26 protein-coding genes, 1 tRNA gene and 1 pseudogene are annotated in these 25,626 nt (G+C 73.2%); 19 read left to right on the top strand and 9 right to left on the bottom strand.

The window, feature by feature from the left end:
- Positions 1–28: 28 nt before the first annotated feature.
- Entirely contained in the window at positions 29–856 is an 828-nt protein-coding gene (locus ACFWI8_RS30485) for a DUF461 domain-containing protein (protein ID WP_387098189.1), read from the bottom strand.
- 473 nt (positions 857–1,329) lie between these two features.
- Between ACFWI8_RS30485 and ACFWI8_RS30490 the strand changes: the two genes are divergently transcribed.
- The 9 genes and pseudogenes from ACFWI8_RS30490 to ACFWI8_RS30530 form a co-directional block, all read left to right on the top strand.
- Positions 1,330–1,812, top strand: coding sequence for a CarD family transcriptional regulator (locus ACFWI8_RS30490; RefSeq protein ID WP_129841803.1), 483 nt, complete (start codon positions 1,330–1,332; stop codon positions 1,810–1,812).
- A 371-nt stretch (positions 1,813–2,183) separates the two neighbouring features.
- The gene (ispD, locus tag ACFWI8_RS30495) at positions 2,184–2,942 is read left to right on the top strand and encodes a 2-C-methyl-D-erythritol 4-phosphate cytidylyltransferase (RefSeq protein ID WP_387098192.1); all 759 of its coding nucleotides are present in this window, start codon (positions 2,184–2,186) and stop codon (positions 2,940–2,942) included.
- The gene (gene ispF / locus ACFWI8_RS30500) at positions 2,932–3,414 is read left to right on the top strand and encodes a 2-C-methyl-D-erythritol 2,4-cyclodiphosphate synthase (RefSeq protein ID WP_387098193.1); all 483 of its coding nucleotides are present in this window, start codon (positions 2,932–2,934) and stop codon (positions 3,412–3,414) included. The genes ispD and ispF overlap by 11 nt, the downstream gene beginning before the upstream one ends.
- 441 nt (positions 3,415–3,855) lie before the next feature.
- Positions 3,856–4,266, top strand: coding sequence for a PPOX class F420-dependent oxidoreductase (locus ACFWI8_RS30505; protein WP_387098194.1), 411 nt, complete (start codon positions 3,856–3,858; stop codon positions 4,264–4,266).
- An 85-nt stretch (positions 4,267–4,351) separates the two neighbouring features.
- Positions 4,352–5,746, top strand: a complete 1,395-nt coding sequence (gene cysS, locus ACFWI8_RS30510) for a cysteine--tRNA ligase (RefSeq protein ID WP_387098196.1) — start codon at positions 4,352–4,354, stop codon at positions 5,744–5,746.
- Between the two features lie 56 nt (positions 5,747–5,802).
- On the top strand, positions 5,803–6,753 hold the full coding sequence (gene rlmB, locus ACFWI8_RS30515; protein ID WP_387098198.1) for a 23S rRNA (guanosine(2251)-2'-O)-methyltransferase RlmB: 951 nt from the start codon (positions 5,803–5,805) through the stop codon (positions 6,751–6,753).
- 82 nt (positions 6,754–6,835) lie between these two features.
- Positions 6,836–8,347 (top strand): DoxX family membrane protein, encoded by a 1,512-nt coding sequence (locus tag ACFWI8_RS30520; RefSeq protein ID WP_387098200.1) that lies wholly within the window; start codon positions 6,836–6,838, stop codon positions 8,345–8,347.
- A 96-nt stretch (positions 8,348–8,443) separates the two neighbouring features.
- Complete coding sequence (locus tag ACFWI8_RS30525) at positions 8,444–9,058, top strand: RNA polymerase sigma factor (RefSeq protein WP_387098202.1); 615 nt, start codon at positions 8,444–8,446, stop codon at positions 9,056–9,058.
- A 101-nt stretch (positions 9,059–9,159) separates the two neighbouring features.
- A pseudogene (locus ACFWI8_RS30530) lies at positions 9,160–9,969 on the top strand (CU044_5270 family protein); the annotation flags it as partial.
- 195 nt (positions 9,970–10,164) lie between these two features.
- Here the strand turns inward: ACFWI8_RS30530 and ACFWI8_RS30535 are convergent.
- The 3 genes from ACFWI8_RS30535 to ACFWI8_RS30545 form a co-directional block, all read right to left on the bottom strand.
- On the bottom strand, positions 10,165–10,899 hold the full coding sequence (locus ACFWI8_RS30535; protein ID WP_387098204.1) for an NDP-sugar synthase: 735 nt from the start codon (positions 10,897–10,899) through the stop codon (positions 10,165–10,167).
- Positions 10,900–10,987: 88 nt separating this feature from the next.
- Complete coding sequence (locus tag ACFWI8_RS30540) at positions 10,988–11,386, bottom strand: hypothetical protein (RefSeq protein WP_311603779.1); 399 nt, start codon at positions 11,384–11,386, stop codon at positions 10,988–10,990.
- 227 nt (positions 11,387–11,613) lie between these two features.
- Positions 11,614–12,753: an ABC transporter ATP-binding protein gene (locus ACFWI8_RS30545; RefSeq protein ID WP_387098206.1), complete on the bottom strand. Its 1,140-nt coding sequence runs from the start codon at positions 12,751–12,753 to the stop codon at positions 11,614–11,616.
- A gap of 249 nt (positions 12,754–13,002) precedes the next feature.
- Here ACFWI8_RS30545 and ACFWI8_RS30550 point away from each other — a divergent pair.
- Positions 13,003–13,076: transfer RNA gene (locus ACFWI8_RS30550), tRNA-Thr, on the top strand.
- A 13-nt stretch (positions 13,077–13,089) separates the two neighbouring features.
- On the opposite strand, the gene ACFWI8_RS30555 is transcribed toward ACFWI8_RS30550, so the two are convergent.
- Both ACFWI8_RS30555 and ACFWI8_RS30560 read right to left on the bottom strand, forming a co-directional pair.
- Entirely contained in the window at positions 13,090–13,293 is a 204-nt protein-coding gene (locus ACFWI8_RS30555) for a hypothetical protein (protein WP_311603782.1), read from the bottom strand.
- Positions 13,294–13,591: 298 nt separating this feature from the next.
- Complete coding sequence (locus ACFWI8_RS30560; protein ID WP_387098208.1) at positions 13,592–14,098, bottom strand: MarR family winged helix-turn-helix transcriptional regulator; 507 nt, start codon at positions 14,096–14,098, stop codon at positions 13,592–13,594.
- A 56-nt stretch (positions 14,099–14,154) separates the two neighbouring features.
- Here ACFWI8_RS30560 and ACFWI8_RS30565 point away from each other — a divergent pair, with 56 nt between their 5' ends.
- From ACFWI8_RS30565 to ACFWI8_RS30585, 5 genes are all read left to right on the top strand, one after another.
- Positions 14,155–15,555, top strand: coding sequence for an MFS transporter (locus ACFWI8_RS30565; RefSeq protein WP_387098210.1), 1,401 nt, complete (start codon positions 14,155–14,157; stop codon positions 15,553–15,555).
- A gap of 127 nt (positions 15,556–15,682) precedes the next feature.
- Positions 15,683–17,854 (top strand): alpha-galactosidase, encoded by a 2,172-nt coding sequence (locus ACFWI8_RS30570; RefSeq protein ID WP_387098212.1) that lies wholly within the window; start codon positions 15,683–15,685, stop codon positions 17,852–17,854.
- Positions 17,855–17,920: 66 nt separating this feature from the next.
- A complete protein-coding gene (locus ACFWI8_RS30575; protein WP_387098214.1) occupies positions 17,921–18,400 on the top strand; it encodes a TM2 domain-containing protein in 480 nt (159 codons plus the stop codon).
- 2 nt (positions 18,401–18,402) lie between these two features.
- Positions 18,403–18,834, top strand: a complete 432-nt coding sequence (locus tag ACFWI8_RS30580; RefSeq protein ID WP_387098216.1) for a DUF2752 domain-containing protein — start codon at positions 18,403–18,405, stop codon at positions 18,832–18,834.
- A gap of 57 nt (positions 18,835–18,891) precedes the next feature.
- Positions 18,892–19,437, top strand: coding sequence for a DUF1275 family protein (locus ACFWI8_RS30585; RefSeq protein WP_387098218.1), 546 nt, complete (start codon positions 18,892–18,894; stop codon positions 19,435–19,437).
- 32 nt (positions 19,438–19,469) lie between these two features.
- On the opposite strand, the gene ACFWI8_RS30590 is transcribed toward ACFWI8_RS30585, so the two are convergent.
- The gene (locus tag ACFWI8_RS30590; RefSeq protein WP_387098249.1) at positions 19,470–20,483 is read right to left on the bottom strand and encodes a zinc-binding dehydrogenase; all 1,014 of its coding nucleotides are present in this window, start codon (positions 20,481–20,483) and stop codon (positions 19,470–19,472) included.
- A 139-nt stretch (positions 20,484–20,622) separates the two neighbouring features.
- Between ACFWI8_RS30590 and ACFWI8_RS30595 the strand changes: the two genes are divergently transcribed.
- Both ACFWI8_RS30595 and ACFWI8_RS30600 read left to right on the top strand, forming a co-directional pair.
- Entirely contained in the window at positions 20,623–21,294 is a 672-nt protein-coding gene (locus ACFWI8_RS30595) for a pentapeptide repeat-containing protein (RefSeq protein ID WP_387098220.1), read from the top strand.
- 121 nt (positions 21,295–21,415) lie between these two features.
- On the top strand, positions 21,416–22,000 hold the full coding sequence (locus ACFWI8_RS30600; RefSeq protein WP_387098222.1) for a Uma2 family endonuclease: 585 nt from the start codon (positions 21,416–21,418) through the stop codon (positions 21,998–22,000).
- Positions 22,001–22,060: 60 nt separating this feature from the next.
- Here the strand turns inward: ACFWI8_RS30600 and ACFWI8_RS30605 are convergent, their stop codons facing one another.
- Complete coding sequence (locus ACFWI8_RS30605; RefSeq protein WP_311603797.1) at positions 22,061–22,636, bottom strand: TerD family protein; 576 nt, start codon at positions 22,634–22,636, stop codon at positions 22,061–22,063.
- Between the two features lie 166 nt (positions 22,637–22,802).
- Between ACFWI8_RS30605 and arfB the strand changes: the two genes are divergently transcribed.
- Positions 22,803–23,237 (top strand): alternative ribosome rescue aminoacyl-tRNA hydrolase ArfB, encoded by a 435-nt coding sequence (gene arfB / locus ACFWI8_RS30610; protein WP_387098224.1) that lies wholly within the window; start codon positions 22,803–22,805, stop codon positions 23,235–23,237.
- A gap of 15 nt (positions 23,238–23,252) precedes the next feature.
- On the opposite strand, the gene ACFWI8_RS30615 is transcribed toward arfB, so the two are convergent.
- Positions 23,253–23,753: a flavin reductase family protein gene (locus ACFWI8_RS30615; RefSeq protein ID WP_387098226.1), complete on the bottom strand. Its 501-nt coding sequence runs from the start codon at positions 23,751–23,753 to the stop codon at positions 23,253–23,255.
- Positions 23,754–24,042: 289 nt separating this feature from the next.
- Here ACFWI8_RS30615 and cdgB point away from each other — a divergent pair, with 289 nt between their 5' ends.
- Positions 24,043–25,620 (top strand): diguanylate cyclase CdgB, encoded by a 1,578-nt coding sequence (gene cdgB, locus ACFWI8_RS30620; RefSeq protein ID WP_387098228.1) that lies wholly within the window; start codon positions 24,043–24,045, stop codon positions 25,618–25,620.
- Positions 25,621–25,626 lie beyond the last annotated feature (6 nt).

Genomic DNA, 25,626 nt, shown 5'->3' on the forward strand with positions numbered 1-25,626 from the left:
GGGGAAGCCCCACCGCCCGCCTCTCGCGTCAGAGGTCGACGTCGTCCTCGAACTCGTCGTCCTCGACGACCTCGCCGCCGGTGCCCTCGGTCGTGCCGCCGTCCGTCGCGCCCTCGGCGGTGCCGTCGCCCTCGGTCGCGCCGCCGGTGCCGGTCTCGCCCGTGGTGCCCTCGGCGGTGCCCTCGGTCGCGCCTTCCACGGTGCCTTCGGCGGTCCCCTCGGCGCCCTCCACGCCCTCGCCGGCGTCCGGTCCCGCGCCCTCGGTGGCGGTGCCCGCCTCCTCGTCACCGGCGCCGTCCGCGCCTCCGGTGGCGTCCGGCGCGGCCGGAGCCGTCGGGGTGGGGGCCCAGTCGCGGTAGTACTCGAAGCCGGCGGTCGTCGGCGACACCACGCGGGCGTAGAGGCCGATGTCGCCGGTGTCGCTCAGCACGAAGACCAGGTGCTGGGCGTTGCCGAGCGCGACCTGGGCCGCCGCCGGGTCGGCGATGACCGCCTCCGGGTTGCCCTCGCCGCCCAGCACCACGCTGCCGTGGCGGGGGACGACCACGCTGCTCTCGCCGTCCGCCGGGACGAGCTCGGCGCGCACGTCGGAGCCCGGCAGGTTGATGGACTCCAGCGTCTGGTCCTCGGAACCGGAGTTGAACAGCCGGGCGGTGACGCCCGCCGGGCCCGAGCCGTCGTCGGCCATGACGACGTTGACGTTCTGCACCTTGATGTCGTCGACCTGGGCGTAGGCGTTGTCCGGCTTGATCTGGCTCGTTCCGGCGTGCTGGCCGGCACCGCAGGCGGCGGTCAGCGCGGCGATCGAGAACGTGAAGACGGCGGCGGTCACGCCGCGTCGAAGACTGCTGCTCACGGCGGCCGCATCTCCTCGAACGGTCAGGATGATCTATCGGCCTCAGCGTACCGACCGCTCTTCCGCCCACCACAACCGGCCCACGGAACGGAACGCGGGGGAAAGCGCGGAGATTGGCCCGCCAAGGGGTCGGCGGGCGATCAGAGGGTGATCACGGAGTGATCAACAGCCGACTGGTTGATCAATTCTTCGATCTCGGGACTGATGCCCGAGGCCATTCTGTCAACCGGGACAAAACGGACAGCTTTCCGGCTTCCGCGGAAGTTCTTTGTGTTCTTCCGGGCGTTCTTGGGTCGACTTCTCCGGCCCGCAAACCCCGCTCCCACCTGCGCATACCTCCCGTTCCGCGCCGTCCGAAGCATGCCGAAGCCGCGCTTGTCAACCCCCGAGATATGGCCTGACCTGCGAAAACGTCATTCAATGGGGCGTCTTCCCGTGTTAGCATGGAGAGCCACGGAAGGGGTACCTGTCACATGACGTTCAAGGTTGGCGACACCGTGGTCTATCCCCATCACGGGGCCGCGACGATCGAGGCCATCGAAACTCGCCCGATTAAAGGCGTGGACAAGATCTACTTGGTGCTGAAGGTTGCTCAGGGTGACCTTGAGGTGCGTGTGCCGGCGGAAAACGCCGAGCTCGTCGGTGTGCGCGATGTGGTCGGGCAGGACGGTCTGGACCGGGTCTTCGAGGTGCTGCGCGCGCCTTATGCCGAGGAGCCGACCAACTGGTCCCGCCGTTACAAGGCCAATCTCGAAAAGCTGGCCTCCGGTGACGTCATCAAGGTGGCCGAGGTCGTGCGTGACCTGTGGCGCCGCGAGCGTGAGCGGGGCCTCTCGGCCGGCGAGAAGCGGATGCTCGCGAAGGCGCGACAGATCCTGGTCAGCGAGCTCGCCCTCGCCGAGGCCACGAACGAGGACAAGGCCGAGTCCCTGCTGGACGAGGTCCTCGCCTCCTGATCCGCCGGCCCGCCGACACGGTTGGCGCTGAGCGCCGAGCCGCATAGGCGAACACCGGTGACACGACAGACAGACATGCGACAGAAGGCCGCATCGAGTGCGAACCGCTCGCGTCGCCGGCCTACCACCGCAGCGCCCGAAAGGCATTCCCCGTGCCACGCGGGCGCTGTGGCATGTTCGGACAAGCGAACTCACCGCCGCGGAAGCCTTCGCGGGAGATCCGGATTCTCCGGAGACCTCGCGGCCTGGGAGCGTGCCGGGCCCGTGAAGCTGGGCCGACCGGCATGTCACGGAAGGGTCCGATCGTGTGGCCCCGGCACGCTCAGGCCATACCCAACCCCGCCCTGGAAACAAACCTGCACTCGTCACCCATGACCGACATCACACTCCGCCGCGCCGGGCTCGCCCCCGCAGCGGCCGTCATCCCGGCCGCCGGACGCGGCCTCCGCCTGGGCCCCGGCGCTCCCAAGGCGCTGCGCCAGCTCGGCGGCACGCCGATGCTGGTGCACGCGGTTCGCGCCATGGCCCGGGCCAGGGCCGTCGCCCTGGTCGTGGTCGTCGCCCCGCCGGGCGAGGCCGAGGCCGTCCGCTCCCTGCTCGACGAGCACCCGCCGCCGCCCGGCGTCGACCAGCTGGTGGTCCCGGGCGGCGAGACCCGCCAGGAATCGGTACGGCGCGGCCTCGACGCCCTGCCCGCCGACATCGAGATCGTCCTCGTCCACGACGCCGCCCGCCCCTTGGTGCCCGTCGACACGGTGGACGCCGTCGCGGCCGCCGTGCGCGCCGGCGCGCCGGCGGTGGTGCCGGCGCTCCCGGTCACCGACACGGTCAAACAGATCGCCGCCCCCAGCGAACCGCCCGGCGGCCCGGAACCGGTGGTGGCCACCCCGGACCGCGCGCTGCTGCGCGCCGTGCAGACCCCGCAGGGCTTCGACCGCGCCACGCTGGTCGCCGCCCACCAGAAGCACGTCGAGGGGGACGCCACCGACTGCGCGGGCATGGTGGAGCGGATGGGCGTCCCCGTGGTGCTGGTGCCGGGCCACGAGGAGGCGTTCAAGGTCACCCGCCCCCTCGACCTGGTGCTGGCCGAGGCCGTGCTCGCACGGCGGAGGAAGAACGATGGCTACTGACCGACTGCCCCGCGTCGGCGTGGGCACCGACGTCCACGCCTTCGAGGCGGGCCGCGAACTGTGGTGCGCCGGCCTGCACTGGCCGGACGCCGGCTTCGGCCTCGCCGGCCACTCGGACGGCGACGTCGCGGCGCACGCGGCGTGTGACGCGCTGTTCTCGGCCGCGGGCCTCGGCGACCTCGGCGCGCACTTCGGCACGGACCGCCCCGAGTGGGCCGGCGCCTCGGGCGTCACCCTGCTCACCGAGGCGGCCCGCATCGTCCGGGCCGAGGGGTTCACGATCGGCAACGTCGCGATCCAGGTCGTCGGCGTCCGCCCGAAGATCGGCAAGCGGCGGGCCGAGGCCCAACGTGTCCTCTCCGAGGCGGTCGGCGCACCCGTCTCCGTCTCCGGCACCACCACCGACGGCCTCGGCCTCACCGGCCGGGCGGAGGGCCTGGCGGCGATCGCCACGGCCGTCGTGTCGGCCTGACGATTCGCTGGGCGCTTGCCGTTGGCCTGCCGGCAGCCGGAGGTATCGCCGCGGGCTGCGTGCCGCGCGTTGGCCGTCGGACCGGCCACCGGCGCGCTCCGCGCGCTCGGTGGGCCTGGCGGCCGTGCCGCGCCCACCCACCCGCCCCTGGGGGCACCTCCCAGCGTTAGCTGGGGGAGGGTGGCCTCGCGCGGCACGGGCCGCGTGGCCCGGCGGCGCAGCCGCCGCGCGCAGCGCGGGGAAGGGCGGGTGGGCGGGGGAAACCCGCGCGGAGCGCCGTGGCGCGCGCCGGTTCCGGTCGTCGCAGGCTCGGCCGTCAGGCCGCCTTCGTGCGTGGGGTGTGGTTTGCGGCCGGCCGCTGTGCGAGATTCGACGATCGGGACCGCGGCGCCGCTCCGCCCGCGGTCGAGTCCGAGCGAGCGCAAGCGAAAGGACGTACTCGTGTCAGTCACGCTCTCCGCCCCCCTCAAGGCGTTGCTGGACGAAAAGGTCTTCGTCACCATCGCGACCATCCAGCCCGACGGCAGTCCGCAGCTCTCCCCGGTCTGGGTCAAGCGGGACGGCGACGACCTGTTGATCTCGACCACCCGTGGGCGGCGCAAGGAGCTGAACATCCGGCGCGAGCCGCGCGTCACCGTGCTGGTGCAGCCCGCCGACCAGCCCTACAGCTACGCCGAGATCCGCGGCACCGCGACCCTGACGGAGGAGGGTGGCAACGAGTTGATCGACGAACTGTCGCTGAAGTACACGGGCAAGCCGTACGCCGAGTTCAACCCGGCCTCCGCCCAGGACGACCCCCGCGTCGTCGTCCGGATCACAGCCCGCAAGATCGTCGGCCAGGGGCTCGACTGAGGCCGCGGGGAACCCGCCGGGAACGCTTCCCCGCGCCCGCTCCCCACAGGCGCGGGGGAGCCCCTCCGCCCACTACTCTTGACGCGTGACCCTACGCCTGTATGACACCAGCACCCGGCTGATCCGTGACTTCACCCCGCTCCAGCAGGGCTGCGTCTCGATCTACCTGTGTGGTGCCACCGTGCAGGCGCCCCCGCACATCGGCCACGTCAGGTCCGGGGTCAGCTTCGACATCATGCGCCGCTGGTTCGAGTACCGCGGTTTCGACGTGACCTTCGTCCGCAACGTCACGGACATCGACGACAAGATCATCTCCAAGAGCGCCGAGCTCAACCGGCCCTGGTGGGCCATCGGTTACGAGAACGAGCGGGCGTTCAACGACGCCTACGACGCGCTCGGCTGCCTGCCGCCGACCTACGAGCCGCGCGCCACGGGCCACGTGCCCGAGATGATCGAGATGATGCGCACGCTGATCGACCGCGGCCACGCCTATCCGGCCGACGGCAACGTCTACTTCGACGTGCGCAGCTTTCCCGGCTACCTCCAGCTCTCCAACCAGGATCTCGACCACCTGCTCCAGCCGTCGGGCGAGGGCGAGACCGGCAAGCGGGACCCGCGCGACTTCGCCATGTGGAAGGCGGCCAAGCCGGGCGAGCCCAGCTGGGAGACGCCCTGGGGTCGCGGTCGTCCCGGCTGGCACCTGGAGTGCTCGGCGATGGCGTACAAGTACCTCGGCCGCGAGTTCGACATCCACGGTGGCGGGATCGACCTCGTCTTCCCGCACCACGAGAACGAGATCGCCCAGTCCCGCGCCTTCGGCGGCGAGTTCGCCCGCTACTGGGCGCACAACGCGTGGGTCACGCTGGCCGGCGAGAAGATGAGCAAGTCGCTGGGGAACTCGGTGCTGGTCTCCGAGATGACCAGGCGCTGGCGCCCCGTCGTGCTGCGCTACTACCTGGGCAGCCCGCACTACCGTTCCACGATCGAGTACAGCGAGGAGGCGCTGGCCGAGGCGGAGGCCGCGTTCGGCCGGATCGAGGGCTTCCTGCACCGGGCCGTCGAGCGCACCGGGGAGGTCTCGCCCGCGGCCGTCGTGCCGGAGGACTTCGCCGCCGCGATGGACGAGGACCTCGGCGTGCCGCAGGCCCTGGCGGCCGTGCACACCACCGTCCGGCAGGGCAACGCGGCGCTGGCCGAGGGCGACAAGGAGTCGGTGATCGCGCTCGTCGGCCAGGTGCGGGCGATGCTCGGTGTGCTGGGCCTCGACCCGCTCGACCCCCGGTGGAGCGGCGGCGCGCAGGGCCGCGGCAAGGAGCTGGCCGGCGTCGTCGACCGCCTCGTCGGGCTCGTCCTCGCCCAGCGCGAGGCGGCACGCCAACGCAAGGACTACGGCACGGCCGACGCCATCAGGGACGAGCTCGGCGCCGCCGGCCTGGTCATCGAGGACACCCCCAACGGACCGCGCTGGGAGCTCGGTTGACCATCCGGTCGACCGCGTGACGCCCCCAGCCACACGAGAGTCAGAAGAAGCAGAAGATGCCAGGCAACAGCCAGCGCCCCAACCGCCGCACCAGCAACAAGAAGGGCATGCAGGTCGGCAGCGGCGGCCAGCGTCGCAAGGCCCTCAAGGGCAAGGGGCCGACGCCGCCCGCCGAGATGCGCACCGGCCACGTCAAGAAGCGCGCCGCCGACGCGCGGGCCCGGCGGGACGCCGCCCGCCCGGCCGCCCGGCGCGGCGCCAAGGGGGCGGCCGAGATGGTCGTCGGCCGCAACCCGGTGGTCGAGGCGCTGCGCGCCGGCGTGCCCGCCAAGACGCTGTACGTGCAGCAGTTCCTGGAGAGCGACGACCGCGTCACCGAGGCGATCAAGCTGGCCATGGAGCGTGGTTCGGTCAACCTGCTGGAGGCGTCCAAGGCCGAGCTCGACCGGCTCACCGGCGCGCTCCACCACCAGGGCGTCGTGCTCCAGGTCCCGCCGTACGAGTACGCGCACCCCGACGACCTGCTCGGGGCCGCGCACGACGAGGGCCGGCCGCCGCTGATCGTCGCGCTCGACGGCGTCACCGACCCGCGCAACCTGGGTGCCGTGGTGCGCTCGGTCGCCGCCTTCGGCGGGCACGGCGTGGTGGTGCCCGAGCGCAGGGCCGCCGGGATGACGGCGGGCGCCTGGAAGACCTCGGCCGGCACCGCGGCGCGCACGCCGGTCGCGCGCGCCACCAATCTGACGCGCGCGCTCCAGGCGTACCAGAAGGCCGGTCTCACGGTGGTCGGCCTGGCGGCCGACGGCGAGGCCGAGCTGGCGGACGTGGCCGCGCTCGACGGGCCGCTGGTCGTCGTTGTGGGCAGCGAGGGCAAGGGGCTGTCGCGGCTGGTCGGCGAGACCTGCGACGTCCGGGCGCGGATCCCGATGCCGGGCGGCGCCGAGTCGTTGAACGCGGGCGTGGCGGCCGGCATCGTGCTCTACGAGGCGGCCCGCCGCCGGGCATGACGCCCCGGTCCACCCGGAGTTGACGGGTCGCGGACAGACTTTCTGGGTCAAGGCAGTGTCTTAAGCCGTGTCACTCAGTTAGATGAGTGTGGACACCAGAACACCCCGCGGCCTCTCGATGGACGAGCCGGTGCTGAGCATGGTCAAGGTGCCGTGCGACCCCGCACAGGTCATCGTGAACCACGCCAGTTTCCGGGTGCGGCTCGCCACCCCGCCCCCGGTGCGCATCAGGCTTGGCGACACGGCCTCGCTGCCCCGGGTGCCGGTCGCGGCGGGTGGCCGCCGCCGGCCCCTCGTCTGGTCGGGCCGCAGCGCTCCCGGGGACCCGGGTGCCAGCGGCCTGCTGCAGGCGGTGCGCGAGGCCGGTCACGGCGACATCGCCACCCAGGTGCTCCCGCGCGTCACCCCCGTCGTGGCGCCGCGCGGCCCCAGGCCGCCGGAGCGGCCGGGGCGCACCGTGCCGCCGCCCACCGAGGTGCTGCCGGTCGTCGAGGACCTGCCGCCCGCCGACCGGCGACGCCCGACGGACGGCCGGCAGGCGTACCAGCCGGGCCACCGCGCCAGCCGGCTGAGCCTCGGCCTGGTGCTGCTCCCGCTGCGGGTGCTGCTCGGCTTCGTCGCCATCTACGCCGGCATGGGCAAGCTCACCGACCCCGTCTACTTCGACGGCGGCCTACGTGGCTCGCTCTACGCCTGGCTCGACTCGCTCGAGCCGTGGGCGCTGGCCGCGCCGCTGCACAGCTGGGCGCTTGCCCACCCGGTGGGGGCCGGGCTCACCGTCGCCTTCGTGCAGATCATCGTGGGCGTGCTCACCGTCTTCGGCCTCTGGCAGCGCTTCGCGGCGGCCCTCGGGGCGCTGCTCTCGCTCGCCCTGCTGCTCACCGTCAGCTGGCAGAACGGGCCGGCCTACGACACCCCGGACGCCATCCTGTTCGCCGCCTGGACGCCGCTGATCATCGCCGGCGCCCCGGTCCACTCGCTCGACTTCCGGCTGGCCACCGAGGCGTGGCGCACCCTGGGGCCGCGCGCCCCGCTGGCCGAGCTGCGGCGCCGGGTGTTGCGCCGGGGCGCGATGCTGGCCACGCTGCTGGTGGGCCTCGCGCTGCTGATCGGCTCGATGCTGGGCAGCGCGGTGCGCTCCGCGCAGTTCGCCACCGTCCCGGAGCCGGGCGAGCCGCCGCGCAACCACCTGCCGGGCCAGCGGCTGCCGGAGGACGAGGCGGAGGCCGGCGAGGAGGCGGAGTCCTCGGCCGGTCCGACGGAGGGTTCCGGCGCCGCCGAGGGCGACGAGTCGCCGGCGGAGGACGAACCGGGCGACGAGGCGTCCAGCGGCCCGAGCGCCGGGGCGTCCGAGGGCGCCGAGAGCACCGGCCCCGGCGCGGAGGAGCAGGCCCCGCCGACCGAGCAGACCGTGCCGGTGCCGCAGCAGTCCGCCCCGCCGCAGCAGAACTACTCCCCGGAGGACTCCGCGCCGGCCGCTCCCGCGCCCGACGCCGGCGACTCGGGGGGCGGCGAGCCCGCGCAGCAGGATCCGCCCGCGGAGAGCGGGGGTGAGCAGAGCAGCCTCGGCCCCATCGGCGGGCTGCTCGGTTAGGTGACGTCGGAGGAGTACTCGGTTAGGTCGTAGGGTGTGACCGGCCTCACGGGAACCCGTGACCGTGACCGGACAACACCCGGAGTGGACCATACGATGCACGCCCGCGTGCGGGCCGGCGATCCCGAGGCGTTCCGCGAGCTGTTCAGGGCGCACGCGGGCCTCGTCTACGGATACGCGGCCCGCGCGACGGGCGATCCGAGCCTCGCCGAGGACGTCGTCTCGCTGACGTTCCTCGAAGCCTGGCGGCTGCGCGCCAGACTGCGCGACGAGGGGGAGACGCCACGCCCCTGGCTGATGGGGATCGCGGTGAACGTCCTGCGCAACGCGACGCGCGCCAAGCGCAGGCACGAGCGCGCCATGGCGCGGCTGCCGGTCGCGGACACCGTCCCCGACTTCGCGGACGAGGTGGTCGGCCGCCTGGCGGACGCCCGGCGCCTGGCCGCGGCGCGGGCCGCCCTGGACCGGCTGTCCAAGACGGACCGGGAGACGTTCATGCTGGTCGTCTGGTCTGGCCTCAGCCAGGTCGAGACGGCCGAGGCGTTGGGCGTTCGCGTGGGCACCGTGCGCTCCCGTCTCTTCCGCGCCAGGAGGCGGCTGCGCGGTCTCGTCGACCGGGAGCTCGCCGGAGAACCCTCGACGGGCGGCGGACAACAAGAGGGCGACCGCCTGGTTTCAGCGATCAGGTCGAATGAGGAGATGAGCCGATGAGCCGACCGCCCCTGGACCGTCAGGAACTGGCAGCGCTGCTTCCGCCGGCCGGCGAGCCGGTCCTGCCGTCCGACCGCCGCCGGGTGCTCGAGGAGCATCTGATGCGGGAGATCGAACGCTCGGCATCCGCGCCGGCCGGGCGGCGCCGCCACCGCCCGCCGACCTGGATCGCGATCCCCCTGGCCGTGGCCGTGGCGGCGGGGGTGGTCACAGCCACCCAACTCGGGGGTGACGCGCCGCCCGGCGCGCCTGTGGAGTCCGGATCCGACCGTGTCGAAGGGCTGTCGCCCACCGTCGCCCGGATCGTCCAGGCCGCGGCCGCCGTGCCGTCCCCCGGGCCGGCCGACGACCAGTACATCTATGTCCGCAGCGCGGTCCAGACCGAACTGATGCCCAACTTCTGGCCCGAGGACCCCGAGAACGCGGTCGTCGAGGACGAGGGGCCCTACGAGAGGGAACTCTGGGTCACCCCGGACGGCACGGACGGCTGGATCAACGACCCGCACTACTTTGGTGGCCACACCCCCCTCTACCGCCCGGAAGGGGCGGAGCCCGGCATCTTCGGAGTGGGTTCCTTCGTCACCGGTTACTCGGGGGACGAGGAGTGGAACGTCGGGGACCCCCTCGCTTCGATGAGTGAGGTTCTCCTGTACGACTTCCTGGAGACCCTGCCGACCGACGCCGACGCCTTGCGTGACGTCGTCTACGGCATCCCCGACCTGGACGAGTACCCCGATCCCGACGAGACGGTCTTCCAGGTGATCGGCAGCGTGATCAAGGAGTCGCTGCTGCCCCCGGACCTGGCCGCCGGGCTCTATGAGGTGGCGGCGGGCATCCCCGGCGTGGAGGTGATCGCCGAGGCGGAGGACGGCGTGGGGCGGGAGGGCGTCGCCCTCTCCTTCACCAGCGAGCTCTACGGCTACCGGACGGACTGGGTCTTCGACGAGGAGAGCTACGAGTATCTCGGCCAGCGCACGATCCAGCTCACGGACGCCCGCGGGATCGAGCCCGGCACGATGACCTCGAGCTACACGGTGCTGGAACGGGCCGTCGTCGACGCCGTGCGGGAACGTCCCACCGACGGCGTCGCCTGACCGATCCCAGGGCTAAGGGACCGCCAGCTCGCGCGCCGCCTCCGTGAGGTCCTTCGCGGTGTCGATGGCCCGCCAGTACGCGCCCTGGGGGAGGGTGAAGCCGGCGAGGCGGCGTTCGCGGGCGAGGCGGGGGAAGGTCAGTCGCTCGTGGTCGCCGCGGTCCGGCAGCAGGGTGGTGAACTCGGGGCCGAAGACGTAGACGCCGGCGTTGATCAGGTAGGGGGAGGGCGGGGACTCGATGAAGTCGAGGACCTGCCCGAACTCGTTGGTCTCCACGGCGCCCCACGGCATCCGGGGGCGGGCCAGCGCCAGCGTCGCGGTGGCGCCGCGCTCGGCGTGGAAGGCGGCCATCTCGCGCAGCGAGAAGCGGGTCCAGATGTCGCTGTTGGTGGCGAACCACGGCTCGTCAGGACGGGGGAGCGCCGGGGCGGCGTACTTGAGGCCGCCGCCGCGGCCGAGCGGCTCCGGCTCCACCACGGTGGTGACCTTGACCGGCAGGTCGGTGGTGTCCAGCCACTCCTGGAGCACCTCGGCCAGGTGCCCGCTGGAGATGACCACGTCCGTGACGCCCTCCTCGGCCAGCCAGGCGAGCTGGTGGCCGATGATCGGGGTGCCGGTGCCCGGGATCTCCACCATGGTCTTGGGGCGGTCGTCGGTGTACGGGCGGAGCCGCGAGCCCTTGCCGCCGGCCAGGATCATCGCCTGGGTGGGCAGCGGGGTGCCGGCTGGTACGTGGACGTGGTTCATGCGGGCAGCCTATGCGGTCAGGTGGAAACGCGGGCGGGCGATGGCGGGTTGCGCGTCGCCCGCCCGCGTTTCCGCTCGGCCGGCCCGCTCAGCCGGCCGCCGCGACGCCCGCCGCGAAGGAGGTGTCGCAGACGGGGCGGGAGTGCTGCTGCGCGCGCCGCGTCGATCCGTACTTGTCGACCGCGGCCTCGCCGAGCGTCCTGGCGATCTCCGCGCAGTGCGGGGCGAGGGACGGGTCGCGCGTGACGGCCTCCTGGAGGGCGGTGAGCGCGGCGCTCGGGTCCTCCTGGCGGAGCGTCAGCAGCAGCCGGTCGGTGAGCGCCGCCTCGGGTGCCTGCGGCTGGTGCTCCGCGGCGGCCGTCAGCACCTGGTCGTCCGAGGGCGCGACCCAGGCCACGCGGGAGACGGCGAGTGTCCCGGACAGCACCAGGATGACCGGGAGGGCGATGGCGAGCGTTCTGCCGATGTGACGGAGTGCCTGATTCACTGGTGGTCTTCCTCGCGAAACGAAGCTGATGAAGCGTGAGCTGGTTCAAACGCGTGAGGGCGTGTAGATCGTAGCGAGGAGTAGTGTTTTGGTGACATTTCGCCACTCTCACGGGTGACGGGGTTCAGTGGATTTCGAATCCCGCGTCGACCTGCGTTGACGCGCAAAGGGCCGTGTTTACGCAACGTGTGGGGAAACACGGCCCTCACGGGACCTCGGGGCGACCGTCAGTCGCTGAGCCGCTCGCCGGAGCCGGCGGCGAAGACGTGGGTCTCGCCCGGCTTGGGAACGACGTTGATCTTCTCGCCCTTGTGCGGCACGTCGCGGCTGTCGACGCGGATGACCAGGTCCTTGGTCTCGCCACCGATGTCGGCCGAGCCGTAGACGTAGGCGTCGGCGCCGGTCTCCTCGACCACGTTCACCGTGACCGCGAGGCCCGCCTCGGCCTTCTCGTCCGCCTTCGCGAGGGCCGCGCCCTCGGCCGAGCCCTCACCGTTGATGACGGCGAAGTGCTCGGGGCGGCAGCCGACCACCACGTGGGTGTCGCCCTTGTTCTGCGCCTCGCTCAGCGCGGCGCGCTCGACCGGCACCACGCTGTTGCCGAACCGGACGCCGCCGTCGGTGATCGGGACCTCGACCAGGTTCATGGCCGGGGAGCCGATGAAGCCGGCGACGAAGAGGTTGGCGGGCTTGTCGTACATGTTGCGCGGGGAGTCGATCTGCTGGAGCAGACCGTCCTTCAGCACCGCCACCCGGTCGCCCATGGTCATGGCCTCGACCTGGTCGTGGGTCACGTAGACCGTGGTGACCCCGAGCCGGCGCTGCAGGCCGGCGATCTGGGTGCGGGTCTGGACACGGAGCTTGGCGTCCAGGTTGGACAGCGGCTCGTCCATCAGGAAGACCTGGGGCTCACGGACGATGGCGCGACCCATCGCGACACGCTGCCGCTGACCACCGGAGAGTGCCTTCGGCTTGCGGTCCAGGTACTCGGTGAGGTCGAGGATCTTGGCGGCCTCCTCGACCTTCTTGCGGATGTCCGTCTTGTTGACGCCGGCGATCTTGAGCGCGAAGCCCATGTTCTGCGCGACGGTCATGTGCGGGTAGAGGGCGTAGTTCTGGAACACCATGGCGATGTCCCGGTCCTTCGGGGGGAGGTGGGTGACGTCGCGGTCACCGATGTGGATCGACCCTCCGTTGACGTCCTCGAGCCCGGCGAGCATGCGCAGCGAGGTGGACTTGCCACAACCGGAGGGGCCGACGAGGACGAGGAACTCACCGTCCGCGATCTGGATGTCCAGCTGGTCGACAGCGGGCTTGTCGCCGCCCGGGTAGATACGGGTGGCCTTGTCGTACGTGACGGTTGCCATGTCCTCTTGTCTCCTTCTACCGGCAGGAACGTGCCGGACGATCCGAGTAGGAAGGTGTTACGCCCATATGTAAATGGACGACTGCCGGAAACCTAACTCGAAACAACGCGTTCTGTCAGTACCCGGGAACCAGAGAAACCGATGTCAACACAGGTGCTCGTACTCGTCGCCCTGGGTGACCGCCGAGCCCTCGGGCTCGCGGTGCCGGATCCGGGCCCCGTGTAGGCTGGTCGGGCCCGCAAGGGCCGTGCCGCCTTAGCTCAGTTGGCCAGAGCAGCTGTCTTGTAAACAGCAGGTCGTCGGTTCGAGTCCGACAGGCGGCTCTCAGTGACCCGGCTACTCGTGTCCCGGGTGGCAGCGCTCACCGGCGGCGCAGTGGAAGCCGCGGCCCTCGCAGTGCCAGCAGCGGTGCGGCGCGGCCACCCCCTGGCCGCGGCCGTCGCCGGAGACGTACAGCGTCTCCCTGACCTCGATCCGCGAGCCGGTGCACGCCTGGCACTGCCGGTGCGGTCCCGGGCACTCGTCCACCGCTTCATCCATCGGATCCTCCGCACGTGCGCGCACCGCTCCCGCACCGAACGTTACCGGCCGGGTGCGCTCCCCGCGCGGGAATCCGGCGGACGGGCCGGCCCCGGGCCGGAGCGGACAGCAGGACCGGGGCCGGCGCGCGGGGCACCCCACGAGCCCGCGCGCTCCCGGGCCACGGGCATGGGGAGGGCCCGGGGCCCGGGGAGGGGTGCCCAGACGATACGCCCGGTGTGGCCGGAAAGCGCCGGTCGTGCAGCGATCGTCCGCGGTCCGGTGAGTCGGCCCTTCCCGGCGTCGGGGCGGCGGGGTGTCAGAGGGCTTCCGTCGTGCCGGTCGCGTCGGTCTCGTCGGCGAGGCGGCGGAGGGCGCGGGCGAGGGCGGCGGCCTCGGCCGGTTCCCAGGAGGCGGTGAGGCGGGCGAAGACCTCCTCCTGGAAGGCGTGGGCGGCGGTGAGGACGTCGGCGCCGGCGGGGGTGAAGGCCAGGGTGGCGCGGCGGGCGTCGTGCGCCGAGGGGGTGCGGGTGAGGTGGCCGTGGTCGACGGCCGCGCCGACCAGGCGGCTGGCGCCCGAGCGGTCGAGGCCGAGCTGGTGGGCGACGTCGGTGACGGACACCTCGCCGCGGCGGGCGGCGGCGTCGACCGCCTCCAACACCAGGATGTCCTGGACCAGCGGCATGTCCCCGGTCCCCGGCCCGGCGGAGGCCGTCGCCCAGCGGCGGGACCAGAAGCGGACGAGCCGGAAGAGGGCGGGGCCGGCGCCGGCGAGGTCGGCGCGGGACGGGTCCCCTGGGTCGGCGGCGGGTTCGGTGGCGGTCATCGGTCGCTCCGGATCGGGAGTTGTGTGCGATTCGCAAGCAGTCTAACGTGTGCGAAATGCACACGTCTACCCGGCCTGCCTTCGCGGCCCTGCTGCTCGGCATGCTCATGGCCCAGCTCGACACCACCGTCGTCGTCGCCGCGCTGCCGCGCGTCGTCACCGACCTGGAAGCCGGTGGGGCGGTCGCCGGCGTCACCGCCGGCTACCTGCTCGCCGTCACCGTCGCCACGCCCGTGCTCGGGCGGCTCGGCGACCTGCTCGGCCAACGCGCCGTCTTCCGGGGCGCGCTGGCGATCTTCGCCGCCGGCTCGCTGGCCTGCGCGCTGGCGCCGACCGTGCCCGCGCTGATCGCCGCCCGGGTCGTCCAGGGGCTCGGCGGCGGCGGTCTCGTGGTCACCGCGGTGAGCGCCCTCGCCCGGATGTTCGACCGCGAGGAGTTGGTGCGCCGCCAGTCGTACCTGACCGGCGTCTTCGCGCTCTCCGCGCTCGCCGGGCCGCCGTTGGGCGGGCTGCTGGCGGCCGGCCCCGGCTGGCGCTGGATCTTCCTGCTGAACCTGCCGCTGTGCGCGGTGGCCGCGCTGCTCGCCTCGGCCGGCCTGCCGGGCAGGGCGCCGGTGCCGGAGAGCGACCCGGTCCGGTCGTTCGACGTGACCGGCGCGGTGCTGGTGGCCGTGGTCGGCTGCGGCGTGGTCGCTCTCGGGGCGGTCGAGTCGCTGGCGCGCGGCGGCCCGGCGGCCGGTGGCGTGCTCGTGCTGGTGGCCGGGTGCGCGGCGGCGTTCGTGCTGGTCGAGCGGCGCGCCGCCGCGCCGTTGATACCGCCCGCGCTCTTCCGCGACCGCGGCGTGGCGCGGAGCATCGCCGCGACCGGTCTCGCGGGCACGGCGCTCTTCGGCTCGTTCACCTTCGTGCCGCTGGCCGTGGCGGCGGGGACCGGCCTGGGCGTCGGCGAGACCGGCCTGCTCCTGCTGGCGTTGACCGGCGGGCAGCTGGTGGCCACGGCCGCGTTCTCGGTGCTCGCCAGGCGTCGCCCCCAACTGACCCGTTGGGGGCGGCTCGCGCTCGTCACGGGAACCGTCGGCCTGCTGGGGCTCGCCGCCCTGCCGGCGCTCGACGGCGGGCCCCGCCCGCTGGCGGTTGGCCTCGCCGGCTCGGCGATGGCACTAGTCGGCGCCGCTCTCGGGCTCTCGCTCCAGGCGTACACGCTGCTCGCCCAGGGGCGGGCCAGGCCGGAGTCGATCGGCGCGACCATGGGGGCGCTCACCTTCGCCCGCCAGCTCGGCGGTTCGCTGGGCACCGCGGGCTTCGGCTTCCTCGTGCTCGTCGCGCCGAGCGAGCAGGCGGGGCTGACCGTGGCCCTCGGCGCGGCCGCCGGCTGCCTGGTGGCGGCGCTGCTCGTGGCGCCCCGGGCGGCGGACGATCCGGCCGGCGCCGGGAGTAGAGTTGCGGCGGATCGGTGAGACCTTCCCTCGTGCGCGGGAGGGTCTTTTTCACGCGCGGACGGTGTTGACCGGGCGCGGGGCGCGACCGTAGAAAGGTCACGCGAAACGCGCACGTCTCAACAGGATCGAACAGGGGACAGCACTGATGCGTGACGGGACCTTCCTCCACTTCCGATCCGCGGGGACGAGCCTGGCGCTCGACTGCACCGGCACGGGGCTGCCCCGGGTGGTGCACTGGGGCGAGGACCTCGGGGAGCTCTCGCCCAGCACGCTCGCGGCCGTGGTGCGGGCCGGTCGGCCGCAGATAGCCACCAACAACGTCGACGTCGTGGTGCCGCTGGCCGTGCTGCCCGAGCACTCGGCCGGCTGGCAGGGGACCCCGGGACTCACCGGCCACCGGGCCGGCGCCGACTTCTCCACGGCCTTCGCCGTCACCTCGCTCGAACAGGACGGGCAGTCCGTGGAGGTCACCGCCGAGGACGTGGTGGCCGGCCTCGAACTGCGCCTGGAGATCGAGCTCACCGACTCAGGACTGGTGCGGCAGCGCGCCACCGTCACCAACCAGGCGGAGGGAGACGCCGCGCCGTTCTCGCTCTCCGGCGTGCTGCTGACCCTGCCGGTTCCCGAGCGCGCCACCGAGCTCCTCGACATGACGGGCCGTCACCTGCGGGAGCGCAGCCCGCAGCGGCACGCGTTCACCATCGGCACCCACCTGCGCGAGAACCGCAGGGGCCGCACCGGCACGGACGCCGTCACCGTGCACGTCGCGGGCGAGCCCGGCTTCGGCTTCCGCTCCGGCGAGGTGTGGGGGCTGCACGTGGCCTGGAGCGGCAACCACCGTTCGCTGGCCGAGCGCACCATCAACGGCGTCGGGCTGCTTGGCGGCGGCGAACTGCTGCTGGCCGGCGAGGTGGTGCTCGGCGCCGGCGAGTCGTACACCTCGCCCTGGGTGTACGGCAGCCACGGGCGCGGCCTTGACGAGCTCGCCGGGCGGTTCCACGGCTACCTGCGCGGCCGCGCGGGGCACCCGCGCTCGCCGCGCCCCGTCACGCTCAACGTGTGGGAGGCCGTCTACTTCGACCACGAGCTGGGCAAGCTGAAGCGGCTCGCCGACCTCGCCGCCGAGGTCGGCACCGAGCGGTTCGTGCTCGACGACGGCTGGTTCCGGGGCCGGCGTGACGACCACGCGGGGCTCGGCGACTGGTACGTGGACGAGACGGTCTGGCCGGACGGGCTGCACCCGCTGATCGAGCACGTCCGCGGGCTCGGCATGGAGTTCGGGCTCTGGGTGGAGCCGGAGATGGTGAACCCCAACTCGGACCTGGCCCGCGAGCACCCGGAGTGGATCCTGGCCACCGGCGACCGGATGCCGCCCGAGTCGCGCCACCAGCAGGTGCTCGACCTCGGGCACCCGGCGGCGTACGCGTACATCCTGGAGCGGCTCGACGCGATCGTCTCCGAGTACGCGCTGACCTACCTGAAGTGGGACCACAACCGGGACCTGGTGGAGGCCGGGCACAGCCCCACCGGGCGGGCCGGGGTGCGGGCCCAGACGCTCGCCGTCTACCGGCTCCTCGACGAACTGCGGTCGCGCCACCCGGGGTTGGAGATCGAGTCCTGCTCCTCCGGTGGCGGCAGGATCGACCTGGAGATCCTGGAGCGCACCGACCGGGTGTGGACCAGCGACTGCATCGACGCCCTGGAGCGGCAGCAGATCCAGCGCTGGACCGGGCTGCTGCTGCCGCCCGAACTGCTCGGCTGCCACGTGGGCGCGCACGCGGCGCACACCACGGGGCGGACGCACACCCTGGGCTTCCGGGCCGGCACCGCGCTGTTCGGGCACTTCGGCATGGAGTGGGACCTCACCCAGGCCAGTGACGCCGACCGGGCGGCGCTGGCCGAGTGGATCGCGCTCTACAAGGAGCTGCGGCCGCTGCTGCACGGCGGCACTGTGGTGCGCGGCGACCACCCGGACCCGGCGCTGTGGGTGCACGGCGTGGTGGCCGAGGACCGGTCGCGGGCGGTGTACGCCCTGGCGCAGGTGGCGACGAGCGTGCAGTCGCCGCCCGGGCGGGTCGCGCTGCCCGGGCTCGACCCGGCGGCCGAGTACCGGGTCACGCCGCTGGCGCCGGGCGACGAGGTGCGCGGCCCCGCCATGGACACCCTGGCGTGGTGGACGGACGGCGGGGTGACGCTGCCGGGGCGGGTGCTCGGCTCGATCGGTGTGCGGGCGCCTTCGCAGCACCCGGAGCGGCTGGTGCTGCTGTCGGTGGAGAAGGTCGACCAGCGGGGCGCGGAGAGCGTGACAGGGGGCTGACGCCCGGCGTGGGGCGTCGTGGATGATAGGGCGACCATACGATCGTCTTTTCTCCTTGGGGGATATATGTCCGACCAGCAGCCGTATTCGTGGGGGCCTCCCGGGAGCGGGCCGCAGGGCCAGCCGGGTCCCGGCCAGCCGGGCCAGCCGGGCCAGCCGGGCCAGCCGGGCCAGCCGGGCCAGCCGGGCCAGCCGGGGTACGGGTTCCCGCCGCCCGGCCAGCCCGGTCCCTACCAGCAGCAGCCCGCCGGCTACCCGCCGCCGCCCAACGCCCCGTACGGCGCCTACCCGCCGGACGCCCAGGCGCCCTACGGCCGCGACCCGATGGGCCGCCCGTACTCCGGCAAGTCCAAGATCGTCGCGGGCGTGCTCCAGCTCCTGTTGGGCGGCGTCGGCGCGGGCCGCTGGTACACCGGCCACTACGGCCAGGCCGTGGCCATGCTCCTCACCTGCGGCGGCCTCGGCGTCTGGGCGCTGATCGACGGCATCATGCTGCTGGTCAAGAGTGACTGGACCGACGCCGAGGGCCGGATCCTCAAGCCCTGACCATGCGGGCGATCATCCGCCGGGAGGCCGCCGCCCCGCTCGCCGTGCTGGCGGGCGGGCTCGTCGGCGCCGGCTACGTGCGGGCCGCCGACCCCCACCGGGGCGGCGGCCTGCCACTGCCCCGCTGCCCGGTCAACTGGGCCACCGGGCTGCTCTGCCCGGCCTGTGGGGGCACCCGGATGGCCTACGACCTGTTCCACGGCGACCTCACCGGCGCCCTCCACGACAACGCGGCGCTGCTGCTGCTCGGCGTCCCGCTGGCCGGCTGGCTGCTCGGCCGCTGGCTGGTCGAGGGGATGCGCGGCCGGCGCTACCGGCCCCGCTTCGGACCGGCCGGGATGGCCGCCGTGCTCGGCGTCGCCGCGCTCTGGGTCCTGGCCCGCAACCTCTTCGACCTCACCGCGCTCTCCGACCTCGCCGCCGCCCTCGGCTGATCCGCCGGACGCCCCGTCCGCCGGGTGCGAAGCCGCGTCCGGCGATGAAATGGGCCCATGGGAGTGCCCGCTCGGCTCATGGTCCTGCTCACCGCCGTCGCCGGCGGGGTCGACGCCGCCGCCTTCATCGAGCTCGACGAGGTCTTCGTCGCCAACCAGACCGGCAACGGCGTGCTGCTCGCCGTCGGCATCGCGGACTCCATGCTGCCCGGCCACGCCGCCGAGGGCGTCCTCGGCCCGGCGGCCTCCCTGCTCGGCTTCTGCGTGGGCGGCGTCGCCACGGCCTGGGCCTCCCGCCTCCTGCCGCACTGGGCGCTGCTCGGCTTCGAGGCCGGGCTGCTCGTGCTGGCCGCCGGCCTCGCCTGGGCGCCGTCCGCGCTGTGCGCCGGGGTCCTGGCGTCCGCGATGGGCGCGCAGAGCGTCTACGCGGTGCGGGCCGGCGTGCCGGGCGTGACCACGACGGTCGTCACCGGCACGCTGGCCGCGCTCTTCGTCCGGGCCACCGGAGGCACCAGGGAGCGGCAGGGCGCGCCGCTGCTCGCGCTCGTGTGGCTGGCCTACTTCGTCGGCGCGCTCGGCGGCGCGGCGGTGGTGCTGGCCTAGCCTCCCGGCGTCCCCGCGTCCCGGCGACGGCCTCACGGGGAGACGAGGACCACCTTGCCGGTCGTCGCCCTGGTCTCGAGCGCCCGGTGGGCGCGCGCGGCCTCGGCCAGCGGGAAGCGCTGGACCAGCGGGACGAGGACACCGGAGGCCGCCTGCGCGAACGACTCCTCCTCCAGCAGGCGCACGTTCTCCTGGCCGCCGATCCGCGCGAAGAGGGTGGGGCCCAGCGCCGTCACCGAGGTGATGCCGAGCGCGGCCTGCTCCTCCGGGCTCGGCGCCACATGGCCCGCGGCGTCCGTGCCCGTGGCCGCGTAGCCGTAGCAGACGTGGGTGCCGCCGGGGGCGAGCAGGGCGAGCGCGGCGTGGCCGCGGTCGCCGCCGACGCCCTCGAAGAGGTGCTTGACGGGGCGGTCGCCGAGGGCGGCGCGGATCTCGTCCGCCCAGCCAGGCGCGTCGTAGTCGACGGCCAGGTCGGCACCGAGGTCCTTCACGACGGCCACCTTGGCGGGGCCGCCCGCCGCTCCGACGACGGTGGCGCCCCGGTGCCGGGCGTACTGGACGAGCAGCGAGCCGATGCCACCGGCGGCCGCGAGCACCAGCACGGTGTCGCCGGCCGCGATCTCGGTGAAGCGCAGCACGCCCATGGTCATCCGGCCGGTGCCGAGCAGCGCCACGGCCCGGTCGAACGGCAGCTCGTCGGGGAGCGCGTGCAGCTTCTCCTCGCCGGTGACGGCCTGGGTGGCGTAGCCGCCGGGAACCATCCCGAGGTGCGCCGCGACCCGCCGGCCGAGCCAGGCGGCGTCCACCCCCTCGCCGACCGCGTCCACCGTGCCGGCGACCTCGCGCCCCGGGACGGTGGGCAGCTCGGGCACCGGGAAGTGCGGCGCGTCGGGCACCGGGCCCTGCCGCAGCACGGTGTCGACGAGGTGGACGCCGGACGCGGCGACGGCGATCCTGACCTGGCCGGGGCCGGGCGCGAGGTCCGGCACCTCCTCGTACACCAGGTTCTCGGCCGGACCGAAGGCGTGCAGGCGGACGGCGTGCATGGGCTCCCCCGTGGTGGTGTGGTGGCGGATGACGTCCCAAGCGTGCGACCTCAAGGGCCCTTGAGGTCAACCGCCGCCCGGGCCGCCGCCCCGACCGCCGCCCCGACCGCTGTCAGTGCTCCACGGCAGGATGACCGGCATGCCCAAACCCCAGAAGGCCGTCCGGCCACCGGCGCCGCCGAACTTCCAGTTGCCCGAGCTGCGCCCCTTCGTGGAGCCCGGCGACCTCCAGCCCGAGGGCGACTACGACGCGCTGGAGTTCGCCGACCTCGACCTGACCGGCGCCGAGGCCCAGTCGGCGACGTTCCTGGAGTGCGCGCTGCGGCGCTGCGTGCTGAACGAGGCGAACCTGCGGCACGCGCGGCTGCTGGACGGCGTGCTCGACACGCCGCACGGGGTGGGCACGATGCTGGCGGACGCGCAGCTGCGCGACCTGGAGATCACGGACGCCCGGCTGGGCGGCGTCCAGCTCAGCGGCGCCACGCTGACCAGGGTGCGGATCAGCGGCGGCAAGATCGACTACCTGAACCTGCGCCAGGCCGGGTTGGTGGACGTCGCCTTCGAGGGCTGCGTCCTGGTGGAACCCGACTTCGGCGGCGCCAGACTTGAGCGGGTCTCCTTCGAGGGCTGCGAGGTGCGCGGCGCGGACCTCTCGGCCGCCGAACTCCGCGACGTCGACCTGCGCGGCACCACCCTCCTCGACCTCACCCGCGGCGTCGACCGCCTCCGCGGCGCGGTCATCACCCCGTCCCAACTCCTGGACCTGGCCCCGCGGCTGGCCGCCGAGCTGGGGGTGCGGGTGGAGGCGTAGCACGGCCCGGTCGACACGGTTGATCACACCTTCGGGTGGTAGGACCCGAAGTGGCTCGCTGTGGCGTGGCCTACCCTGACAGTGTCGCTGCGTAACGAAGGAGGTCGCCGTGGTGATGACGATGCCCGAGCACGAGACGTACACGGCAGCCGATGAGGCCATGGCCGCATCGGCGGAAACGGCCTTTGAGGCGTTCACCGCGGCGGCTCCGCTGGGCTGGCGCGTGGAACTGATCGACGAGGAAATCTACGTGACGCCCCCAGCCAATGGTGACCACGAGTCGATTCTGGCCGAGATCCTGGAGGAGATCGCCGTCCACCGAAAGGACCGTGCGCTTCGCCAGTTCACGGGCGTCGGGCTGCGACTCTGGGGCAAGGACCCGGGCGGCCGGGTCATTCCGGACCTGGTCGTGGCGCCGAAGGAAAGCTTCCGCACGTTCGACGAGTACCACGATCCGGGCCCGGTGGTCCTGGTCGCGGAGATCACCTCGAAGTCGACCGGAGCCAAGGACCGCGGCGTGAAGCTGGACGCCTACGCCAGGGCCCGGATCCCGCACTACCTGCTGGTGGACCGCGAGGCGGAGACGGCGACGCTGCACAGCGAGCCGGCCAGGAACACGTACTCCCGGCGGGTGTCGGTGGCGTTCAGCGAGAAGCTCTTCCTGCCCGAGCCGCTCGGTTTCGAGCTCGACACCGCGCTCTTCTGAACGCGCCGACGGCGCCCCGGCCCTTCCGGCCGGGGCGCCGTCGCGTGACCCTCGGTTCGATCAGACGTTGACGCCGAAGTCCTGGGCGATGCCGGCGAGGCCGGAGGCGTAGCCCTGGCCGACGGCGCGGAACTTCCACTCGGCGCCGTTGCGGTAGAGCTCGCCGAAGATCATGGCGGTCTCGGTCGAGGCGTCCTCGGTCAGGTCGTAGCGGGCGATCTCCGCGCCGCCGGCCTGGTTGAGCACGCGGATGAACGCGTTCCGCACCTGGCCGAAGTTCTGACCGCGGTTGTCCGCGTCGTGGATGGAGACCGGGAAGACGATCTTGTCGACCTCCGGCGGCAGCCCGGCGAGCGCCACGTTGATCTGCTCGTCGTCACCCTCGCCCTGGCCGGTCAGGTTGTCACCGGTGTGCTGGATGGTGCCGTCGGGCGTGGTGAGGTTGTTGTAGAAGATGAAGTGCTGGTCCGAAACGATCTTGCCGCTCGCGTTGATCGCCAGGGCGCTCGCGTCCAGGTCGAAGTCGGCGCCGGTGGTGGTGCGGACGTCCCACCCCAGGCCGACCGTCACGGCGGTCAGGCCAGGAGCCTCCTTGCTCAGCGAGACGTTGCCGCCCTTGGACAGGCTCACACCCATGTTGAGATCCCCAGTTTCCATTCGGTTCGGACAGAAGGTGCGTCCGGATCGCGTTTTGCGATGACGTTACTCTTACTGACCCCAACGGTGTCGGGGGGCGCCCGGTTCCACAGTGGGAGCAAAAAACCCGTATGTGCGAAGCGCCCCGGCGCGGGACCATGGAGGCATGCCGGGGCCGTATCGCATACGTGGTGCCGTCAGCCTGCCCGAGTCGGAGCTGCGCTGGCGCTTCTCGCGTGCCTCGGGTCCCGGCGGTCAGCACGTCAACACCACGGACAGCCAGGTGGAGCTGCGCTTCGACCTGGCCGCCACCGAGGCCCTGCCCGCCGTCTGGAAGGAGCGGGCGCTGGCGCGCCTGGCCGGCCGGCTCACGGCGGACGGCGTCCTGGTGGTGCGGGCCAGCGAGCACCGTTCGCAGTGGCGCAACCGTGAGGCCGCGGCGCTGCGGCTCGCCGGCCTGCTGGCGGAGGCGTCCGCGCCGCCGCCTCCCGAGCGCCGGGCGCGGCGGGTGCCGCGCGGCGTCGTCGAGCGCCGGCTGCGGGACAAGCGGTACCGGTCCGACGTGAAGCGCGGTCGGGGCCGCGACAAGGGCTGGGACTGACGGAGGCTGGCGGCCCTAACGGAGGCCCCGGTAGCGGGCCCGGTAGTAGAGCAGGGGGCCGCCCTCCACGGCCGGCAGGTCGGCGGTGAGCACGCGGGCCACCAGCAGCGTGTGGTCGCCGGCCGTGACCCGCTGTTCGGTGCGGCACTCGACGGTGGCCAGGGCCGCCTTCAGCAGGGGCGCCCCCGTCCGCTCGCCCAGCACGTGCGGGACCTCCTGGAAGAGCAGCCGGTCGCTGAGCCGGCCCTTCATCGCGAACCTGCCGGCCGTGGCGCGCTGCTCCTCGGCCAGCAGCGAGGCGGCCCACAGCGGCTGCCGCTCGAGCACCTCGTCCATCCGCGAGCCGGTGCGCACGCTGGCCAGCACCAGCGGCGGGTCGAGGGAGACGGACATGAACGCCGTCGCGGTCATGCCGGCCGGCGCGCCGCGCGGGCCGTCCTCCTCGTCGTGCGCCGTCAGCAGCACGACGCCGGCCGCCAGCCGGGCCATCGCGCCGCGGAACTCCTCCTCGCTCACCCCTTCAGGATGCGGGACTGACGGGCCGGAGGGGCCCTGGACCTGTGGGGCGCCGGAGGATGATGACGGGGACACGCAGAAACGCTAACGGCCCTGGACGAGGACGCGCATCGGGCCCGGGAACCACCCGGCTCCCCATGACGTCCTACGTCCCGCGACCGAGCACTTTCGCAGTGTGACATGAGTCACAGTAGGCGACTAATTGCTGACCCTGTGTACCTAGCAGACAGCTCCCTGTGATTCAGTGGCCTGTGTATCTGCACGTGCATTTCGCGCATCCGGGGGAGTGATGGAAACGGAGACGGAGCCCTATGTGCGCCTCGCCTCTCTGCGGGAGTTGCACCAGGTAGTCGCTCAGCTGAACACCGCCCGAAGCATGGCAGACACCCTCCAGACCATCGCCGACGGCGCCGTCGCGGCCCTCGGCTTCGAACTCGCGACCGTCAATCTCGTCAGAGAGGACGGCAACCTGCTCGTCGCCGCCGTCGCCGGCAACGACTCCGCGGAGGCCGCCATGGCCGGCCGCACCGGCTCCCGCGCGTCCTGGGAGCGCCGCCTCAACATGGGGGAGCGCTGGGGCGAGCTCCGGTTCATCCCCTACACCGAGGGCTGGGTCCTCGACCACGACGACGTCCCGCAGTGGCACACCACCGGGCCCGCGCCCCGCTACCCCGACGAGTGGCACCCCATGGACCGGCTGTTCGCGCCCATGTACGCCTCCGACGGCGAGCTGCTCGCCGTCCTGGAGGTCGACCGCCCGCGCGACGGCAAACGCCCGGGCCCCTGGGGCTGCGAGGCGCTCCAGCTCTACGCCTCCCAGGCCGCCATCGCCATCAGCAACGCCCGGCTGCGCGGCAACATGCAGCGCGCCCTCGTCCGGCTCGAACGCGACCAGCAGGCGCTGCGCGCCAGCGAGGAGAGCTTCCGGCAGGCGTTCGAGTACGCGCCGAGCGGCATGGCGATAGCCGAGGTCGGCGGCGACGGCCAGGGACGGCTGATCCGGGTCAACGACGCGCTGTGCCGGCTGCTCGGCCGGCCCGCCGCGATGCTGCAGCGCTACAGCTTCGCCGACCTCGTCCACCCCGAGGACACCGGCGTGCTGCTGCGCACCGCCGCCGAGGGCGGCCGCGCCGAGCTGCGCCTCCAGCGTCGCGACGGCTCCTACGTCTGGGTCTCGCTGCGGAACTCGGTGGTGGCGGACGTCACGGCCGGGCCGCAGGTGCAGCTCACCCACGTCGAGGACATCGAGGAGCGCAAGCGGCATGAGCTGGCCCTGGCCCACCGCGCCAGCCACGACTCGCTCACCGGGCTGCCCAACAGCGCCGAGCTGCGGGCCAGGCTCGGCGGCCGGATCTGCGACCGGGGCGCGGCTGAGCCCACCGACGTGTTCGGCGGCCTCGGCACCCCGCCGGGACGGCCCTACGACCACCACGAGCACGTGCTGGTGCCCGAGGCGCCGGGCGGCGACGGCAAGGGGCTCGCGGTGCTCTTCTGCGACCTGGACGGCTTCAAGTCCATCAACGACCGGTTCGGCCACGTCTGCGGCGACGCGGTGCTGGTCGAGGTGGCCCGCCGGCTCGAGGCCGGGGTCCGGGACAACGACACCGTGGCCCGGCTCGGCGGCGACGAGTTCGTGGTCCTCGCCGAGGGCCTCGGTCCCGCCGACGCCTCCGACCTCGCCGTCCGGCTGCGCAACGGCATCATCCCGCCCATCCGCTGGGAGAACCGTCAGGTGCGGGTCGGCGCCAGCTTCGGCATCGGCTGGGCGGCCTGCGGGATGACCACCGAGGAGATCCTGGAATCGGCCGACCAGCGCATGTATGTCGAGAAACGCTCCCGCTCCCAGGGCCGACGCCGTGCGGGCTAGTTTCTC

It is taken from the genome of Streptomyces sp. NPDC127098 (assembly GCF_042722465.1).
Classification (GTDB): Bacteria; Actinomycetota; Actinomycetes; order Streptomycetales; family Streptomycetaceae; genus Streptomyces; species Streptomyces millisiae.

Coding starts and splice junctions, on each gene's coding strand:
- ACFWI8_RS30490 (WP_129841803.1), top strand. CDS start 1,330: ATGACGTTCAAGGTTGGCGACACCGTGGTCTATCCCCATCACGGGGCC.
- ispD (WP_387098192.1), top strand. CDS start 2,184: ATGACCGACATCACACTCCGCCGCGCCGGGCTCGCCCCCGCAGCGGCC.
- ispF (WP_387098193.1), top strand. CDS start 2,932: ATGGCTACTGACCGACTGCCCCGCGTCGGCGTGGGCACCGACGTCCAC.
- rlmB (WP_387098198.1), top strand. CDS start 5,803: ATGCCAGGCAACAGCCAGCGCCCCAACCGCCGCACCAGCAACAAGAAG.
- ACFWI8_RS30520 (WP_387098200.1), top strand. CDS start 6,836: ATGAGTGTGGACACCAGAACACCCCGCGGCCTCTCGATGGACGAGCCG.
- ACFWI8_RS30525 (WP_387098202.1), top strand. CDS start 8,444: ATGCACGCCCGCGTGCGGGCCGGCGATCCCGAGGCGTTCCGCGAGCTG.
- ACFWI8_RS30535 (WP_387098204.1), bottom strand. CDS start 10,899: ATGAACCACGTCCACGTACCAGCCGGCACCCCGCTGCCCACCCAGGCG.
- ACFWI8_RS30545 (WP_387098206.1), bottom strand. CDS start 12,753: ATGGCAACCGTCACGTACGACAAGGCCACCCGTATCTACCCGGGCGGC.
- ACFWI8_RS30555 (WP_311603782.1), bottom strand. CDS start 13,293: ATGGATGAAGCGGTGGACGAGTGCCCGGGACCGCACCGGCAGTGCCAG.
- ACFWI8_RS30560 (WP_387098208.1), bottom strand. CDS start 14,098: ATGACCGCCACCGAACCCGCCGCCGACCCAGGGGACCCGTCCCGCGCC.
- ACFWI8_RS30565 (WP_387098210.1), top strand. CDS start 14,155: ATGCACACGTCTACCCGGCCTGCCTTCGCGGCCCTGCTGCTCGGCATG.
- ACFWI8_RS30570 (WP_387098212.1), top strand. CDS start 15,683: ATGCGTGACGGGACCTTCCTCCACTTCCGATCCGCGGGGACGAGCCTG.
- ACFWI8_RS30575 (WP_387098214.1), top strand. CDS start 17,921: ATGTCCGACCAGCAGCCGTATTCGTGGGGGCCTCCCGGGAGCGGGCCG.
- ACFWI8_RS30580 (WP_387098216.1), top strand. CDS start 18,403: ATGCGGGCGATCATCCGCCGGGAGGCCGCCGCCCCGCTCGCCGTGCTG.
- ACFWI8_RS30585 (WP_387098218.1), top strand. CDS start 18,892: ATGGGAGTGCCCGCTCGGCTCATGGTCCTGCTCACCGCCGTCGCCGGC.
- ACFWI8_RS30590 (WP_387098249.1), bottom strand. CDS start 20,483: ATGCACGCCGTCCGCCTGCACGCCTTCGGTCCGGCCGAGAACCTGGTG.
- ACFWI8_RS30595 (WP_387098220.1), top strand. CDS start 20,623: ATGCCCAAACCCCAGAAGGCCGTCCGGCCACCGGCGCCGCCGAACTTC.
- ACFWI8_RS30600 (WP_387098222.1), top strand. CDS start 21,416: ATGCCCGAGCACGAGACGTACACGGCAGCCGATGAGGCCATGGCCGCA.
- ACFWI8_RS30605 (WP_311603797.1), bottom strand. CDS start 22,636: ATGGGTGTGAGCCTGTCCAAGGGCGGCAACGTCTCGCTGAGCAAGGAG.
- arfB (WP_387098224.1), top strand. CDS start 22,803: ATGCCGGGGCCGTATCGCATACGTGGTGCCGTCAGCCTGCCCGAGTCG.
- cdgB (WP_387098228.1), top strand. CDS start 24,043: ATGGAAACGGAGACGGAGCCCTATGTGCGCCTCGCCTCTCTGCGGGAG.